This is a genomic window from Streptomyces sp. NPDC060064, assembly GCF_042736455.1.
Lineage (GTDB): Bacteria > Actinomycetota > Actinomycetes > Streptomycetales > Streptomycetaceae > Streptomyces.
Genome location: NZ_JBHWWF010000002.1, coordinates 415,734 through 431,310 on the forward strand (window position 1 = coordinate 415,734; position 15,577 = coordinate 431,310).

Consider the following 15,577-nt stretch of genomic DNA (forward strand, 5'->3'; position numbering starts at 1 on the left):
ATGGTGGGCATGGCGAAGCCGACCATCCTGACCGTCGACGACGATCCGGGAGTGTCCCGAGCCATCGCCCGCGACCTCCGGCGCCGGTACGGCGAGCGGTATCGCGTGCTCCGCGCACCTTCGGGTGAAGAGGCATTGGAAGCTTTGCGGGAGGTCAAACTGCGAGGCGAGCCGCTCGCGGTGATGATCGCCGACTACCGCATGCCGACGATGAACGGGGTGCAGTTCCTGGAAGCGGCCATGGACCTCTTCCCGCTGGCCAGACGGGTGCTTCTGACGGCGTACGCCGACACCGGCGCAGCCATTGATGCGATCAACATCGTCGATCTCGATCACTACCTGCTCAAGCCGTGGAGCCCGCCGGAGGAGAATCTCTATCCGGTGCTGGACGCGCTGCTGGAAGTGTGGGCGAGCGCGCCCGACCCGGAGGCGGGGGAGACACGGATCGTCGGCCACCGTTGGTCGGCGCCGTCTTTCGCGGTGCGGGAATTCCTTGCCCGCAATCTTGTGCCCTACATCTGGATCGCCGCGGACGACCCCGAAGGCGGGCGGCTGCTGGATGCGGCCGGGCTCAGCGCCGACGACGTGCCGCTGGTGATCACGGCCGACGGCAAAACCCTGCAGGCGCCGAGCGAGGCCGAGCTTGCCGCCCAGGTGGGGCTGAGCACCACCCCGGCCTCCGACTTCTACGACGTTGTCGTCATCGGCGCGGGCCCCGCAGGTCTCGGCGCCGCCGTATACGCGGCCTCCGAGGGGCTGCGCACGGTACTGGTGGAGCGGAGCGCAACCGGAGGGCAGGCCGGCCAGAGCAGCCGTATCGAGAACTACCTGGGTTTCCCCGACGGAGTGTCCGGGGCGCAGCTGACGGAACGCGCACGTCGGCAGGCCACCCGTTTCGGCGCCGAGATCCTCAGCGCCCGAGAAGTGGTGTCGCTCGAGGCGGCCGGGGCAGGCCGGGTGCTGCACTTCAGCGACGGGACCTCGATCGGGGCGCATACCGTGGTGCTGGCCACGGGGGTGTCGTACCGGCGGCTGGCGGGGCCGGGCCTTGATGAGTTCACCGGAGCGGGCGTCTTCTACGGCTCGGCCTCCTTCGAAGCGGCCAGCTGCACGGGGGAAGACGTGTACATCGTCGGCGGGGCCAACTCCGCCGGCCAGGCCGCCGTCTACTTCTCCCGCTACGCCGACCGCGTCCATCTCCTGGTCCGGGGAACCGACTTGACGCGGTCGATGTCGCACTACCTGGTACAGCAGATCGACGACATCGCCAGTATCCAGGTTCACCCGCACACCGAAGTGGCGGGCGGAGAGGGCGACAGGCATCTTCAGCGCCTGATACTGCGTGACAACCGCACGGGTGCCGTCACCACGACCGATGCCTCATGGCTCTTCGTCTTCATCGGCGCGGAACCGCCCACGCAATGGCTCGACGGTGTCGTCGACCGTGACGAACGGGGTTTCGTGCTGACCGGTCCCGACCTGCTGTCCGGGGGAGCGCGTCCCGCGCGCTGGCCGCTGTCACGGGACCCCTACCACCTCGAGACCAGCGTGCCCGGTGTCTTCGCCGCCGGCGACGTACGGGCCGAATCGGTCAAACGGGTCGCATCCGCGGTGGGGGAGGGCGCCATGGCCGTCTCCCTGGTGCACCGTTACCTGGAGGCGCAATGAATGCCCCGAGCCCGCGCGACAGGCTCAGCCCGGCCGAACTGCAGACCCTGTTCCTCTTCGAGGCCCTCGACGACGAGCAACTGGCCTGGCTCGCCGAGCGCGGCCGCGTCGAGGCGCGACCCGGTGGAGCGCCCGTCTACTCCCAGGGCGAGGCCGCCACCTGCTTCTTCGTACTTCTCAGTGGCACGGTCGCCCTCGTCCGCCGCCTCCACGGCGACGACATAGAGTTCGGCCGCACCGATCAAGTAGGCGTCTACAGCGGAGCCACTCAGGCCTACCTCGGGGACCGGGTGGACCAGGCCTACCCCAACACGCTGCAAGCCATCACGGACGTCGAACTCTTCGTGCTGCCCGCCGAAGAGTTCGCCTACGCGGTACGCACCTGGTTCCCCATGGCCCTGCATCTGCTCGAAGGCCTCTTCTTCGGCACCCGTGCCAGTAACACCATCATCGGCGAACGCGAACGCCTGGAGGCCCTCGGCTCGCTCACCGCCGGACTCACCCACGAGCTCAACAACCCCGCGGCGGCAGCCGTACGCGCCACCGACTCGCTGCGCGACCGGGTCACCAAAATGCGCCACAAGCTCGCCCTCATCGCCGACGGCCGTGTGGACGGCACCCGTCTGCACCACCTGGTCGAGATGCAGGACGCAGCCGTCCAGCGCGCCTCCAACGCCCCCAAGCTGTCGGCGATCGAGGCCTCCGACGCCGAGGACGAAGTCACCGACTGGCTGGAGGACCACGACGTCGGCCGGCCCTGGGACATCGCCCCCACCCTGGTCGCCGGCGGCGTCGACGCCTCATGGCTGTCCGAGGCGACCGACAGCCTGGGCGACGAGAACCGGCAGGCCGCGGTGGGATGGCTGACGTACACGATCGACACCGAGCTCCTGATGGGAGAGATCGAGGATGCCGTCAACCGCATCTCGGGTCTGGTGGATGCGGCACGCCAGTACTCCCAGCTCGACCGTGCCGCTCAGCAGCCCGTCGACGTCCATGAACTCCTCGACGCCACCGTGGTGATGCTGCAGGCCAAAATCCCCCCGGACGTGCGGGTGGTGAAGGAGTACGACCGCGGCTTGCCGCCCATTCCGGCGTACGGCGCGGAGCTCAACCAGGTCTGGACGAACCTCATCGACAACGCACTCGGCGCGATGAACGGCAGCGGTACCCTCACGATTGCCACCTGGCGCGACGGCGATCGACTCTTCGTCGAGGTCCGCGACACCGGCTCCGGCATCCCCGCCGACATTCGCCCGCGGATCTTCGAGCCCTTCTTCACTACGAAGCCGGTGGGCGAGGGCACCGGTCTGGGCCTCGACATCTCCTACCGCATCGTGGTCAACAAGCACCATGGCGACATCAGAGTGGACTCGCGGCCGGGCGACACGAGATTCCGCGTCTGCCTGCCGATCACACCGCCCTCGAACCCCGAGGAACCGCCGCACGGTGCTGCCGAGAACTCCCGAACCGAACCTGCCGTCCCGACAGGAGAGGTGCCCGCAGGAGAGGTGCCCGCATGAGAAAGGAATCCCCTGCCGGAACGGTCCTGCCCCGGACGCCCCGTCGTGTCGCCGTCACTTGCTTCGGCGACGTTGGGGGTGCGGTGAGTCGCCGGGAGATCCAGAGTGGAGGTCGAGATGGCACGAGTTCTTTACACGGCGGAGGCAACCGTGACAGGCGGTCGCACAAGCGGCCATGGGCGCACAAATGACGGAGTCTTGGACGTCCAGCTCCGTGCGCCGAAAGAGATGGGCGGCGATGGGGGTGGCACGAACCCGGAGCAGCTCTTCGCAGTGGGTTATGCGGCCTGCTTCGAGAGTGCACTCGGCGTGGTGGGGCGTCGCGAACGCGTCGAGGCGGGCGACGTTTCGATCGACAGTCGTGTCAGCCTCCTTCCCACCGCGGATCGTGGTTTCAAGATCGCGGTGGAGCTCCATGCAACCCTGCCGCAGATTCAGGATCCTGAGCAGGCAGCGCGGATCGTCGCTGCCGCACATCAGGTGTGTCCTTACTCGAATGCCACACGGGGCAACATCGACGTCACGCTGACCGCCAACGGTCACGACGTCGGCTCGCTCGGGGGCGGGTGAGCCGACGTCGCAGAAGGTCCATCACCGCGCATTCACCCTCGCCGGGTGGATGCGCGGCGATCTGTGACGGTTATCGGTCCGTCTCCCCAGCGGGAATCGGCGCGCCGTCAGATGGTCGCCAGGCGCAGCGTGAGCGCGGCAATGGCGAGGACGAGGGGAATGGCCGCGTTCGTAGCGGGGTCCCGGACGCGCAGATGGGAGCCGACCGCGCCGATGAAATAGAGGATGACGCCGATGGCGGCGGCGACGCCGAGCGGCCACCAGAAGAGACCGATGAGGAGGCCGGCGGCGCCGGCGATCTCGGCGGTGGCCAGGAGCCACAGTTTGTCGACGGGGAACCCGACGGTCTGCATGACCTTGAGCTGGGCGGGGTCGCTGCGGAGTTTGCCCGTGGCCGAGAGCACCAGGAGCGCGGCGAGCACGGCGGAGACGACGGTGGTGGCGATGAACATGCGAGGGTCCTTAGAGCTGGTCGGGAGCGGTGTTGAAGCTGGGCAGCACGCAATGTCACCCGACTGTTCAGGCGGTCGACCGGCTCACTGTGAGCGTGGCCGTTGGTGGGCGCGGCGGCTGGTGGCTGCGGCGGACGACCGGCTCGCCGGGGCGGGCTGCGGACCATTCGGCTTCCACCAGGTCGGCGAGCTCGGCGCTGGTCGAGGTGGCGGGCAGGATGCTCGCGTCCAGACGGAACAGGCTCATCAGTGTTTCTCCAGGTCAGTGCGTTGCGCTCCGGGATGGTCCCGGTGGCGTGTCGGCGGGTTCGCCGGACGCAAGCGTAAACGGACTTTACCCCGCTTGTTATTCCGGCCGTAGAGTGAGTCCTGTGGATCGACCCGTTCTGCCCCTGGGAGCGCCGCGCGTCGAGCGCGCAGACGCCGTACGCAACCGGCTGCATCTGCTGGCCACCGCCCGCGAGATGCTCGCCGAACAGGGTGCGGACACACTGACCATGGACGGACTGGCCGAACGAGCGGGCCTGGGCAAAGGGACAGTGTTCCGCCGGTTCGGCACCCGTGCGGGGATCTTCCAGGCGCTGCTGGACGACGACGAGCGGGCCTTCCAGGAGCAGGTGCTGTCCGGGCCGCCGCCGCTGGGCCCGGGCGCCGCGCCGCTGGACCGCCTGATCGCCTACGGCCGGGCCCGAGTCGGCTTCCTGATCCGGCACCGCGAGATCGCCCGCGCCGCCCTGGACGGCAGCCAGCCCGTACCGGCCGGATCGGAGACGCCCTTCTCCCGGATGCACATCCGCATGCTGCTGGGGCGGATGCACCTCGGCGCCGCCGACCTCGATGTGCTGGCCGTACAGCTCACCGCCGCTCTGGACGGCCCCCTCCTGCTCTACCTGTCGGCGTCCGACCTCACCGAAACCCCGGTCCGGACCGAGGAACGGCTCGCACAGGGCTGGCAGGATCTCGTACAGCGCGTCTGCCGACCTTGATCAACAAGCCCGACCCGACCCGACTCCAGCCTCGGACGGGGTGTGGGTACGGCCTAAGTCGCTCTGTGGGACGGCGAGTTCATACCTCGGTCGCCTGTGTGTAGACCATGGACGACGACCGATGTGGTCCCGCCGGCAAGACTGGACACCGTGTCGCGGAACGGTGGGACAGCGAGCGGTGGACGAACACATGGGGAGACGTAGTGCGCGGCCACGGGATCAGCAGGGCGCAGTTTCTGGCCAAGGCCGCACGCCTCGAGCAGCCGCAGCCGCAGCCGCAGCCGCAGCCGCAGCCCCGCCGGCTCCGCGACTCCGGCGGCGTCCGGCGTGACCTCTGCTGTCCCTCGGCCGGCCGACGCGGTCGAGCAACCCCGGGTCAAGCACGTCATCCCCCACCCCGGTCCGAGCCGATCAGGGCTTGCTGAAGAGCTGTTCGAGGACGACAGCCACCCCGTCTTTCTCGTTCGACACGGTGTGCCGCCGCACCGCGGAGAGCACCGCGGGATGGGCGTTGGCCATGGCGAAGCCGGTGCCTGCCCATTGCAGGATGGCCAGGTCGTTCGGCATGTCGCCGAACGCGACCACCTCCGAGGAGTCGATTCCGCGCGCGGCGCACAGGGCAGCGAGGGTGCTTGCCTTACTGACACCCGGCGCGCTGATCTCCAGCAGACCCACCCCGCCCGAGTGGGTGAACTGCGCCACCCCGGCGGCCGACGCTTCCGCGGCTGCGAGCAGGAAGTCCGCATCGAGCTGCGCCGACCAGGCGAGCAGCTTGGTGATGGGTACATCGGTCAGCCACAGGTCCAGCAGGGACGCCACTGCCACCTCGGTGTCGGCGCCCCCGGGGAACCGAAGTCCGAACCCCGGCTCGTACAGAACCTGATGGCCGGTCTCTACGGCGTAGCCCAGTCCGGGTGCGGCTTCCGAGAGCACGGTGGCCACCTGGCGGGCGGCGGCCACCGGCAGGGCCCGAGTTTCGACGACGGTGCGCACCGCGACGTCGTAGACGAGGGCACCGTTGCTGCACACCGCCGTTCCGACCAGGCCGGTCGCGGTGGTGAGCATGTCGACGAACCGGGGTGGCCGGGCGGTGACGAGGACGATCTCCGCACCGGCGTCGACGGCGCTGCGCAGGGCGCGCGCGGTGCGCTCCGAGAGAACGCCGCCGCGGCGCAGGAGTGTGCCGTCGAGATCGGTGGCGATCAACCGAGGAGGTTTCATCGCCCGATGTTACTGAACCGCCCGCTACTCGGAACCGGAACTGGGATAGAAAGATGGGTATGGAACTCACCCAGATACGCCTTCTGGTGGCCGACTTCCCCGCCGTCTATCGCTTCTACCGGGATGTGCTGGGACTCAAGCCGCAGTTCGAGGCCGAGAGCGGCCCGTACGCCAAGCTCAGTCCCGATACCGGACATGCCGCGATCGCACTGCAGGACCGAGCGCAAATGGCCGGTGTGCTGCCGGGATTGGAGGGTGATCCGAACGGATACCGGGCTCTGGTGGTGCTGCGGGTGGACGACCTGGATGCCGCGCACGCCGAGCTCGCCTCGCGGGGGGCGGAGTTCACCCGGGACCCGGGACCGATGGGCGACCGGATGCGGGTCGCGTATCTGAAGGACCCGGAAGGGAATCTGATCGAGCTTCAGGAGTGGCTGGCGTTACGTGAGCGGACCCACAGCGCGCCGGCGTAGGAGGTGCAGCAGCTGGTGGTCACCTCAGGCAGCCCAGTTTGCCGGGCGCGCCGTCGGCGCGTTGAGCCGCACCGGGACGTATCGTGCTCTGCCGACAGGCCAAACGCCCCCGCAGGAGGCCGAAGTGGATCGAAGAGAACAAGCAGATGGTCCGAATCACCGTTACCCCCGAGTGGGCGAAGCTACTGGATTTCGAAACCACCGTCCCTAGTGCTGTGGAGCGGTTGGTGCGTGAACGTGCCCAGGAACAGCGGAGCTGAGCGGTTGCAGCAATGGAGGCCCCCACCAGTCCTGGACTACGACAGTGCCCTGAAGCAGCGTCCGTTCGCCTCACGGGTCCTTCTCTGTTCACCCAGGGCGGCGGCGGCCGACGGGCAGCGCGCCGGCTGAGAGATCAAGAGCGGGCAGGAGAGTGATGACGGTGCCCCAGAGTCCAGTGGTTACATCCGCCTGGGTTGTCGAGCACCCCGGGCCGATCACGTCCGCCCCGCTGCGGCTTGTGGAGCGCGAGACTTCCGCGCCCGGCCCAAGCGAGCTGTTGCTGCGCGTGCGCACCTGCGGGGTGTGCCGGACCGACCTGCATCTGGCCGAGGGTGACCTGGCACCCCACAGGCCACGCTGCACGCCGGGCCACGAGGTCGTGGGCGAGGTGATCGCCGCGGGGTCCGCCGTTCAGAACTTCCGCGTCGGTGACCGGGCAGGGGCTGCCTGGCTGGCGGAAACCTGCGGGCAGTGCCACTACTGCCGTACCGGGCGGGAGAACCTGTGCCCCGATTCCCGCTATACCGGCTGGGACATCCACGGTGGCTTCGCCGACTACATGGTCGTGGACGCTCGATTTGCCTACGTCCTGCCGGAAGGGTGGGGTGACGAGGAAGCCGCGCCACTGCTGTGCGCGGGGATCATCGGCTATCGGGCGCTTCAACGGGCAGACCTGCCGCGCGGCGGTCGCCTCGGTATCTACGGGTTCGGAGCCTCCGCGCATCTGACCGCCCAGCTCGCCGTCGCGCGGGGTGCTGAGGTCCATGTCGTCACTCGGTCGCCACTTGCGCAACGGCTGGCGCTGGAGCTCGGGGCGGCGTCCGCCGGAGAGGGCGCACCCCCGCGGCCGCTGGATGCCGCGATCCTGTTCGCCCCGGCCGGGCGCCTTGTGCCGGTGGCGCTCGAGGCGCTGGACCGCGGCGGCACACTCGCGATCGCCGGTATCCACCTGAGTGCCATACCTCCGCTCGACTACGACCAGCATCTCTTTCAGGAGCGGACCGTGCGCAGCGTCACCGCCAACACCCGCGAGGACGGCCGTGCCTTCCTCGCCGAAGCAGCCCGGCTGCGGCCTACGGTGCGGGTCACGCGCTACCCGATGCGCAGGGCCGACCAAGCCCTGGAAGATCTGGCGGTCGGTCGCGTCACCGGGGTCGCGGTACTCGTCACGTCATGATCCACTGCCGCGTGGCCCGCCCGCTCGGGCCCCGCCCAGTGGTCAGTGCAGCAGCATCTCGTCGTCCGGAGGAAAGGGGGCTCCCGAGTCGGGGCCGGAGTCGCACAGCCTGACGGGTCCTCACCGATGCTGCGAGATACTCCGGGTTGGCGGCGCCGGGGTGTGGCCGGGCTGTGGGCCGTATGCGGTCAGGAAGCGGTCGCGGAAGGAATCCATCCGCCAGACCGGGGCCTTCGGGCCGGGTTTCAGGCCGTCCTGCCAGCCCCAGCCGGAGATCCGGTCCATGACGGCCGGGTCGTGGGCGACGATCGCGATGGGTACGTCCCGGCTGGCGTGGGCGCCGGTGACGATCGAGGCGGGCTGGTGGTCGCCGAGGAAGACCAGCACCGTGTTGTCGTTTCCGTACTTCTCCACGTAGGAGACGAGGCTGCTCACCGAGTATTCGATGGAACGCCGGTACTCGGTGCGCACCTGGTCGGCGTCCTTCCACACCTCTTTGGGGTCCTTGCCCTCCTTCTTGATGGCGTTGTAGACGGAGCCGTCACCGAGCTTGTCCCAGCCGATCGTCTTGGGGATGGGCGCCCAGGGGTTGTGGCTGGAGACGAGGATGATCTCGCTCATCAACGGCTTGTTGCCCGGTTTGCCGTGCTCGAGGCGCTCGAAGGCCGAAAGGCTGTACTGGTCGGGGACGGGTGCCCAGCTGAACTTCGGGCCCTTGTACCCGAGCTCCCGGGAGTCGTAGACGTTGTCGAGGCCGTAGAACTGTCCCTCCGGCCAGGACCGCGTGACGCCCGGCATGATGCCCACCGTTCGCCAGGCGTTGGCGCGCTGGAAGGCGCCGGTGAGGGTCAAATGGTCGCTCGAGGTGACGCTGCGGTAGCGCTGCTGGTTTTTGATCCACAGGCCCGACATGAAAGTGGAGTGCGCCAGCCAACTGCCACTGCCGAAAGTCGGCGAGGTGAGGAAGGCGCTCCGGGAGGAGAACCCGGCCGCGCGCAGCCGACTGGTCCCGTTGGCGAGCACCGTGCCGACCTGCGACGCCATTGCCGGGTCCTCGACCGCGCTGCGGCCGTAGCTCTCGATGAAGGCGAAGATGACGTCCTTGCCGCGCAGTCCGGTCAACAGCTGGTCGGCCGGGGTGTCGCTGAACTTGTCGACGCCGGCTTCCTTGGCGAACTCCCGCTCGTCCTCGATGCCGGCACGTACCGCCTGCGCGCGGTGCTGGGCGAGCTCGGCCGTGTTCCTGGAAGCGACCGGCACGCCGGCAATCTGCACGCCCAGCGCCACACAGGTGATCCAGGCGGTCCCGAGTATCACGGTGGTGCGGGTCGCCACGGCACTGTGCCGCGCTATGAGGCGGCTCAGCCGGACGACCGCCAGCGTCATGAGGAGGAGCAGGGCGAGGACGAGGACCACGACCCCGATCACGGCACCGATTGCGCCGGCCGGGCCGACGGAGTCCTTGAGGAACGACTCGGCGTCGTCGAACAGGATCCAGTCGAGCACCAGGTCGAACGGCCGGTCGAGAACCCAGTAGAAGCCCATGTCCAGGAGGTTCAGGATGGTCACCAGGCCGAGGCCGACCCCGGCGATGACCGCTCCCACCCTTCTCGCTTTCGGCGGCAGGACGAGCAGCACGGCAGCGCCGAAGATCCCCTCCACCGGGATGCGCGCGAACGCGGCGGGCGTGAGGCGGCCGAGTTCGTTCGGCACGAGGAGGGCGAAGAGCACAAGCACGGCGGCCAGGGCGGTGGTCACCCACCCCACGGCCTGTGCCGCGGCCGGGTGCTTGCCCCGCCGGCCGCCGTCTGTGACAGCCTCGTCCGGGTCGGCCCGGTCGGCCCGGTCGTCACTGGCGGCGTCACTGACGGTGGCGTCCTCACGATCGCCGGTGCCGTCACTCACGGCGGCGTTCTGACCCGCGACGGCATCGTCCGGCGTGGGGCCCTCCGCCATCTTGTCCGTATTCGGACGCCGACGAGGGCGCGTGAAGAGTGACAACCCGAAGGTCCTTCCATGCGAAGCCCGGTGGTGGCACGGCGGACCAGGCCTGGGAGCTCGGGCCGCCCCTATCTGTACGGCCTGTCGGCGGCTTCCGTTCAATCACCGGTTCGCCCAAGCGGGGAGCGTACGCACCGGCGAGGGTGAACTGGTTGGCGGGGGCAGCCTGCAGGCCGGGCAAAGCCCGGCAGGCGGTCGTGGCCCCCCTGGGCGACGATTCCCGCATCACCTTCGAGATCGCGGACGCGGACACATGGCTCGACACCTACAGTGGCCCTCGCCTCTCCCTCGCGTACGTCGCCTGCCGCCCGGGGCATGTTCCACCGCCTCATCGACCTGCCGCAGCCGGGCGGCCGGTAGGTCGCGTAGACCTGATGCCGCAGGCCACCCGGCCTGCCGGCCACCAGCCATGTGCCGATGCCCTACTCGCACACCTGCCCGAGCAACCCAACCCGCCTGTCACACCGCTGAGATGGGCGCCCAAGCCGGTGGTACGCGCACGGATCTGACGGTCTATCGTGGGCGGCATGTCCGCCCCTGAGCTGATCCGTATCGTCTCCCGTGACTCGCCCATGGCCCTGGCCCAGGTGGAGCGCGTCCGCGCCGAGCTGGCCGCGCTCCACCCCGCCACCACGACCGAGGTGGTCCCGGTCAAGACAACTGGCGACAAGTGGATGGGCGACCTCTCCCTGGTCGAAGGGAAGGGGGCGTTCACCAAGGAGGTGGATGCCGCCCTCCTCGCAGGCGAGGCGGACCTCGCGGTGCACTGCGTCAAGGACGTCCCCGCTGACCGGCCCCTCCCCGCGGGCACGACCTTCGCCGCATTCCTCAAGCGCGACGACATCCGAGACGCCCTCATCCACCCCGACGGCCTCACGCTCGACGAACTCCCGGCCGGCTCAAGGATCGGCACCTCCTCCGTGCGCCGCGTCGCCCAACTCGCCGCTTTCCACCCGCACTTGGAGTGCGTGCCGTTCCGCGGCAACGCCAACCGACGCCTGGAGAAACTCGCCGCCGGCGAAGCCGACGCTCTCCTCCTCGCCGTTTCCGGCCTGGAACGCATCGGCCGCACCGACGTGATCACCGAGGTCCTCTCGCCCGAGGTGATGTGCCCGCCGATCGGAGCCGGAGTCCTCGCCCTGCAATGCCGCGAGGGCGACACCACCCTCATCGACACCGTCAGCGACCTCGGCGACCCTGACACCCACCGCGAGACCACCGCGGAACGTATGTTTCTTCACGTCCTCCAGGGCCACTGCAACAGCCCCATCGCCGGCTATGCCAAGGCTCATCGCAACGGAGACCTCTCCCTGCGCGCCTGCGTGTTCACCCCCGACGGCAAGACCGTCCTCAACGCCCACGAATGGGCCGGCCCCCTGGACCCCGCCACCCTGGGCACATCCGTCGCCGTCACCTTGCTGCGCCAGGGCGCACGAGAGCTGATCGACAACATCGCTCACTGAAGATCCCCTTCAGCTGCCATCAGCTGTGTGAGCGTTGGGTTACTGAAACGCAGGTTCAAGCCCAGGCCTCCGCTCCTCACTCGCTGGCTTGACCGTGCGGGGCTGTGTGGCTCTTGGGGCGGCTCAGGTGGCGGTGGGCAGCTGGACGATCGACGCGGGTGGGACGGGAGCCGCAGGCAGTTCGAGGGGTGGCCGCGACTTCGGCGGGCCGGGGGCACCGGTGCCGGGAGCCGCGCTCCGGGTGCGGTAGGTCGCCAGCCCCCACTGCTGGTCCACGATCAGCGCCAGTCCGTGGTCGGCGAAGTCGGGCAACAGCCGTTGGATACGTGCCTTGAGTGCCCGAAGCGTCATGGGCAGGCAGGTTGTTCCCAGGAGCAGTCTCAGATGGTGGCAGCAGACGGGAGCCTGCGCTCTGGCGATCAGGTCGAACAGGAGGCGCTGGCTGGCGGTACTCCCCGCTGACCCACGCGGCTCCGGCATGGGCGGGCGGCGTCTCAGGTCGGCATGGATGCGCCAGGCCAGCTCAGCGGCCGGTCTCTGCCGGTCGAGGACGTCGAACGCCCCGGCTGTGAACGCGGCGACGGCATCCCGCCCTTCGGGCCGCAGGACGGCGACGGGGGCGATCAAAGAGGCGGCCCGGACGAGCCTTGCCAGCCCGTCGGCCTCCGTCGTGGGCACATCGAGCAGGATCATCGCCGGTCTTCGTTCCAGTACGGAGGCGCAGGCCGACTCGCTTCCCCAACGCACAGCGGCGCCGAGCGCGAGACCCGCTTGGCCCAGCCTCACGGCCAACGTCGAACTCGAGGTCTCGTCAACCGACACCAACGTCGGCATGTGTGCGCGGACCGGTGGGCACGGATGGATGCGCCGTGTTGTCTGGGTTTGCATCGATTAGGGCCTTGTCCTGGACGTGGTCGGTTTCTGCGGCACTCATTGCCGCTGCCGGAGAGGAATTCGGGTCATGCCATTGCGGACCACTGACGGTGAAGGGCAGGTAGCGGCTCCCTCCCCAGCGGCAGGGAACAGCCCGCCCGGTCAAACACCGCAAGGCTCGGAGCGGGCCGCAACGAGAGTGTCGATCTCACGGGCGTGAACTACGGCAGGCAGCGCACCGGGCGGGCGAGGAGCCGGCAAGAACTCCGCACCGGGCCACCGGGCCACCTGTCTGGCTGTCTGACAGCTTCACGGGGCGATCCTGCGGTCCGTGAGGAGGCGCTGTCAAGGGCTACGGCGTGCGATCACGCACAGTTGCAGCCTCGGAGCCGGCGAGCCAACGAGCTTGTGCATGGTTGGCGGTGGCGCGTCGACGAGCATGAAATCGCGTGGGCCTCACATTCGGTGTCCGGCTCTCAGGGTGGTGACTTGCTGCAGTCACTTCCTGGCGACGCTGCCGGTCGTTGCTCACTCGGCAGAATCCCGCACTCTATTCGGAGTTGGGCCAGGCCCTCGAGCACGGCGGCCCGAACTACCACTTGTCGACGAGCCATTCGGCGCCCGGGACACACGACGGAGGACTGGGTGCCGGCGGCACTTCACTCGTACCGGCAGGTCCGTACGAGACTTACCAGCTACTTCAGCGTTCTATAAACACGGTCAGTGTGGGTAGCATCCGGCATCAACACAGGTACGAGGAAAGAGAGCTGTCGTGCCGGAGAACAACCCCACCCTGAAATCCCAATATGCGAAGCAAGTCGCTACCGACATCGAGGCCAACGCGAGGGAACAAGAACGCCTCAAGTCCGAGGCTGCCGCACTGCATGACCAGCTCGAGGCGCTGCAACAGGATCACGAGCTGCTGGTGAGCATGCAGGCAACCCTGGGGGCCGCCCCTGCCAAGGACACCACAGCGGCAACGACCTCAGCGGTTCCCAGGGCGCGGCGCGCCAACGTGGTTGCCGGCAAGGGCAAGCGCCCCAAGAATGGGCCGAAGAGAAAAGCCGATGCGAAGGCACAGCCTGCCGGGCCACCGCTGCGTGAACTCGTCGTCGCCCTGCTCGCCGAGCACCACGAACCGCGGTCAGCGGCCGAAGTCACCAAGGAGCTGGCGCAGGTGCACCCGGAGCGCACGGTGAACGTCACACTGGTGCGCAACGCCCTGGAAGCATCGGTCGCAAAGAATCAAAGCGAGCGCACCAAGCAGCAGAAATCCGTCTACTACAGCGCTCTCACCGGCAATCCCTCGGCGGAACAGCCGGCTCCTTCGTCCGGGTGAGACCTGGCTCGGCTTTTGACCTCCGGAGCTGACGGATTGCCCAGCGGGCTTGGGACATTGCGTTGGCTTCACTATGTGTCCCAAGGCGACGAAGCCGATGCCAACGGCCAGAAAAGACGGGGAGCGGGCGCTCCGGCTGAGCACCATGAGAATGGCGCCTGCTCCCCAGAGCCAAGGGCAGATGACGAACACGGTCAGCGCCGGCGTGGCTCGGCCGGGCTCACCGCCCCGCCGGCTGGGCGGGCAGTTTGAAGATGTGCTGCGGGGTCACGATGCTGGTGATCGCCTGGCCGAAGAGAGTGCTTGGTTCAGAGCCCTTGTAGCCGATGTCCGTGTTGAGGAGCACGACCAGGGTCGCCTTCGACTCCGGCAGGTAGACGACCAGGGACTCGTAGCCGGGCAGCGAGCCATTGTGGCCGATCCAGCCCGCGACGTTGAAGATGCCCAGGCCGTAACCGGTGTTCGGCAGGCCGCTCGGGCTCATCTTCAGGCGCTGGGCCTGCGTGGCGGGGCGCAGCAGAGTGCCGGTGGCGAGGGTGCCGGCCCACGAACGCATGTCGTTCAGGTCGGAGATCATGGCTCCGGCGGCCCAGGCCCAGGAGGGGTTCCAGTCCGTCGCGTCCTCGGTCTCGCCGGTCGCCGTCTGGTTGGTGTAGCCGTGGGCGTGCGGGGCCGGGAACTCCGCGGCCTTCGGGAAGAGCGTATGGTCCAAGCCCGCCGGTCCGAGGACGTTCCGGTTGATGTACTCCGCCAGTGGCTGACCGCTGACCTTCTCCACGGCGAGGCCGACCAGGATCAAGTTGGTGTTGCAGTACTCGAACTTCTCACCGGGCTGGAACTGCACGGGGTGCTTGAAGGAGTACGCGAGCAACTCCTGCGGCGTGAACGGTCGTCGGGGATCGGTTGTCAGTGCCTTGAAGAAGTCCGGATCCATGGTGTAGTTGAAGAGTCCGCTGCGCATACCCGCCAGCTCGCGCAGAGTGATCCGGTCTCCGTTGGGGACACCGTCCACGTACTTCCCGATCGGGTCGTCCAGGCTGATCTTGCCCTGGTCGACCAGCATGAGCAGGGCAGTCACGGTAAAGGTCTTGGTTTCGCTCCCGAGTCGCATGTTCAAGCCGGTGGACATGCGCGCGCCCGTCGCCTTGTCTGCGACGCCGAACGCGCGGACGTAACTGCCCTTGCCGGGAGCCCACAGTCCAACCGTCACGCCGGGCACGTGCGCTTCGCGCATGACCTGTGTGACTGCCTTGTCCAACTGCTTGGCCACAGCGGGAGTGAGCTGCGGAAAGTCGGACGAGGAAGAGGAGGATACGGCTGGTGCCGGGGCGGGTTGGGAGTACGCGGATTCCGCGGACACCGAGATCACCAGCAGCCCGGCCGCCACGGCGCCCGCCGCCCCTCTGCGCAGTCGTGTGTGCAAGCGCGTCATGAGCCGGCTCCCGTCACGAGAGGACAAAGCTCCAAAAGAATCGTAGGCCCTGGTCACAGGTCCAGCGACTTGAGCGGTGTGCCGCGCGCACCGTGGGGAACACCTGCCTTCGTGCTCCTGACGCTGCGGTTGTCGCGG

At 68.4% G+C, this 15,577-nt stretch carries 14 protein-coding genes; 8 read left to right on the plus strand and 6 right to left on the minus strand.

Features of this window, described 5'->3' with window-relative positions; all coding sequences use genetic code 11:
- Window positions 1-9 precede the first annotated feature (9 nt).
- From ACFWDI_RS04070 to ACFWDI_RS04080, 3 genes are all read left to right on the plus strand, one after another.
- Window positions 10-1,668, plus strand: a complete 1,659-nt coding sequence (locus tag ACFWDI_RS04070) for an FAD-dependent oxidoreductase (RefSeq protein ID WP_385301174.1) — start codon at window positions 10-12, stop codon at window positions 1,666-1,668.
- Window positions 1,665-3,191, plus strand: a complete 1,527-nt coding sequence (locus ACFWDI_RS04075) for an ATP-binding protein (RefSeq protein ID WP_385301175.1) — start codon at window positions 1,665-1,667, stop codon at window positions 3,189-3,191. The genes ACFWDI_RS04070 and ACFWDI_RS04075 overlap by 4 nt, the downstream gene beginning before the upstream one ends.
- A gap of 117 nt (window positions 3,192-3,308) precedes the next feature.
- Window positions 3,309-3,761 carry an organic hydroperoxide resistance protein gene (locus ACFWDI_RS04080; protein ID WP_385301238.1) on the plus strand — a complete coding sequence of 151 codons (453 nt, stop codon included), beginning with the start codon at window positions 3,309-3,311 and terminating at the stop codon, window positions 3,759-3,761.
- A 107-nt stretch (window positions 3,762-3,868) separates the two neighbouring features.
- Here the strand turns inward: ACFWDI_RS04080 and ACFWDI_RS04085 are convergent, their stop codons facing one another.
- Together ACFWDI_RS04085 and ACFWDI_RS04090 are read right to left on the minus strand one after the other, a co-directional pair.
- Window positions 3,869-4,213, minus strand: a complete 345-nt coding sequence (locus ACFWDI_RS04085; RefSeq protein ID WP_385301176.1) for a DoxX family protein — start codon at window positions 4,211-4,213, stop codon at window positions 3,869-3,871.
- Between the two features lie 67 nt (window positions 4,214-4,280).
- Window positions 4,281-4,460, minus strand: a complete 180-nt coding sequence (locus ACFWDI_RS04090; protein WP_385301177.1) for a hypothetical protein — start codon at window positions 4,458-4,460, stop codon at window positions 4,281-4,283.
- Window positions 4,461-4,584: 124 nt separating this feature from the next.
- Between ACFWDI_RS04090 and ACFWDI_RS04095 the strand changes: the two genes are divergently transcribed.
- Entirely contained in the window at window positions 4,585-5,199 is a 615-nt protein-coding gene (locus tag ACFWDI_RS04095) for a TetR/AcrR family transcriptional regulator (RefSeq protein ID WP_385301178.1), read from the plus strand.
- Between the two features lie 411 nt (window positions 5,200-5,610).
- On the opposite strand, the gene ACFWDI_RS04100 is transcribed toward ACFWDI_RS04095, so the two are convergent.
- Window positions 5,611-6,420: an HAD family hydrolase gene (locus tag ACFWDI_RS04100; RefSeq protein WP_385301179.1), complete on the minus strand. Its 810-nt coding sequence runs from the start codon at window positions 6,418-6,420 to the stop codon at window positions 5,611-5,613.
- Window positions 6,421-6,479: 59 nt separating this feature from the next.
- Here ACFWDI_RS04100 and ACFWDI_RS04105 point away from each other — a divergent pair, with 59 nt between their 5' ends.
- A complete protein-coding gene (locus tag ACFWDI_RS04105; protein ID WP_385301180.1) occupies window positions 6,480-6,893 on the plus strand; it encodes a VOC family protein in 414 nt (137 codons plus the stop codon).
- A gap of 415 nt (window positions 6,894-7,308) precedes the next feature.
- Window positions 7,309-8,331 carry a zinc-dependent alcohol dehydrogenase family protein gene (locus ACFWDI_RS04110; RefSeq protein WP_385301181.1) on the plus strand — a complete coding sequence of 341 codons (1,023 nt, stop codon included), beginning with the start codon at window positions 7,309-7,311 and terminating at the stop codon, window positions 8,329-8,331.
- 120 nt (window positions 8,332-8,451) lie between these two features.
- Here the strand turns inward: ACFWDI_RS04110 and ACFWDI_RS04115 are convergent, their stop codons facing one another.
- The gene (locus ACFWDI_RS04115) at window positions 8,452-10,287 is read right to left on the minus strand and encodes a sulfatase (RefSeq protein WP_385301182.1); all 1,836 of its coding nucleotides are present in this window, start codon (window positions 10,285-10,287) and stop codon (window positions 8,452-8,454) included.
- 572 nt (window positions 10,288-10,859) lie between these two features.
- Between ACFWDI_RS04115 and hemC the strand changes: the two genes are divergently transcribed.
- Window positions 10,860-11,795 carry a hydroxymethylbilane synthase gene (gene hemC, locus ACFWDI_RS04120; protein ID WP_385301183.1) on the plus strand — a complete coding sequence of 312 codons (936 nt, stop codon included), beginning with the start codon at window positions 10,860-10,862 and terminating at the stop codon, window positions 11,793-11,795.
- A 123-nt stretch (window positions 11,796-11,918) separates the two neighbouring features.
- Here the strand turns inward: hemC and ACFWDI_RS04125 are convergent, their stop codons facing one another.
- The gene (locus ACFWDI_RS04125) at window positions 11,919-12,587 is read right to left on the minus strand and encodes a hypothetical protein (RefSeq protein ID WP_385301184.1); all 669 of its coding nucleotides are present in this window, start codon (window positions 12,585-12,587) and stop codon (window positions 11,919-11,921) included.
- Window positions 12,588-13,440: 853 nt separating this feature from the next.
- On the opposite strand from ACFWDI_RS04125, the gene ACFWDI_RS04130 reads away from it, so the two are divergent.
- The gene (locus ACFWDI_RS04130) at window positions 13,441-14,007 is read left to right on the plus strand and encodes a hypothetical protein (protein WP_385301185.1); all 567 of its coding nucleotides are present in this window, start codon (window positions 13,441-13,443) and stop codon (window positions 14,005-14,007) included.
- 220 nt (window positions 14,008-14,227) lie between these two features.
- Here the strand turns inward: ACFWDI_RS04130 and ACFWDI_RS04135 are convergent, their stop codons facing one another.
- The gene (locus ACFWDI_RS04135) at window positions 14,228-15,439 is read right to left on the minus strand and encodes a serine hydrolase domain-containing protein (protein ID WP_385301186.1); all 1,212 of its coding nucleotides are present in this window, start codon (window positions 15,437-15,439) and stop codon (window positions 14,228-14,230) included.
- Window positions 15,440-15,577: the final 138 nt, after the last annotated feature.

What these genes read in the sequence shown, in the direction of transcription:
- ACFWDI_RS04100 (WP_385301179.1), bottom strand. Translation starts at nt 6,420, where the DNA reads ATGAAACCTCCTCGGTTGATCGCCACCGATCTCGACGGCACACTCCTG.
- ACFWDI_RS04090 (WP_385301177.1), bottom strand. Translation starts at nt 4,460, where the DNA reads ATGAGCCTGTTCCGTCTGGACGCGAGCATCCTGCCCGCCACCTCGACC.
- hemC (WP_385301183.1), top strand. Translation starts at nt 10,860, where the DNA reads ATGTCCGCCCCTGAGCTGATCCGTATCGTCTCCCGTGACTCGCCCATG.
- ACFWDI_RS04115 (WP_385301182.1), bottom strand. Translation starts at nt 10,287, where the DNA reads ATGGCGGAGGGCCCCACGCCGGACGATGCCGTCGCGGGTCAGAACGCC.
- ACFWDI_RS04075 (WP_385301175.1), top strand. Translation starts at nt 1,665, where the DNA reads ATGAATGCCCCGAGCCCGCGCGACAGGCTCAGCCCGGCCGAACTGCAG.
- ACFWDI_RS04110 (WP_385301181.1), top strand. Translation starts at nt 7,309, where the DNA reads ATGACGGTGCCCCAGAGTCCAGTGGTTACATCCGCCTGGGTTGTCGAG.
- ACFWDI_RS04070 (WP_385301174.1), top strand. Translation starts at nt 10, where the DNA reads ATGGCGAAGCCGACCATCCTGACCGTCGACGACGATCCGGGAGTGTCC.
- ACFWDI_RS04105 (WP_385301180.1), top strand. Translation starts at nt 6,480, where the DNA reads ATGGAACTCACCCAGATACGCCTTCTGGTGGCCGACTTCCCCGCCGTC.
- ACFWDI_RS04080 (WP_385301238.1), top strand. Translation starts at nt 3,309, where the DNA reads ATGGCACGAGTTCTTTACACGGCGGAGGCAACCGTGACAGGCGGTCGC.
- ACFWDI_RS04085 (WP_385301176.1), bottom strand. Translation starts at nt 4,213, where the DNA reads ATGTTCATCGCCACCACCGTCGTCTCCGCCGTGCTCGCCGCGCTCCTG.
- ACFWDI_RS04135 (WP_385301186.1), bottom strand. Translation starts at nt 15,439, where the DNA reads ATGACGCGCTTGCACACACGACTGCGCAGAGGGGCGGCGGGCGCCGTG.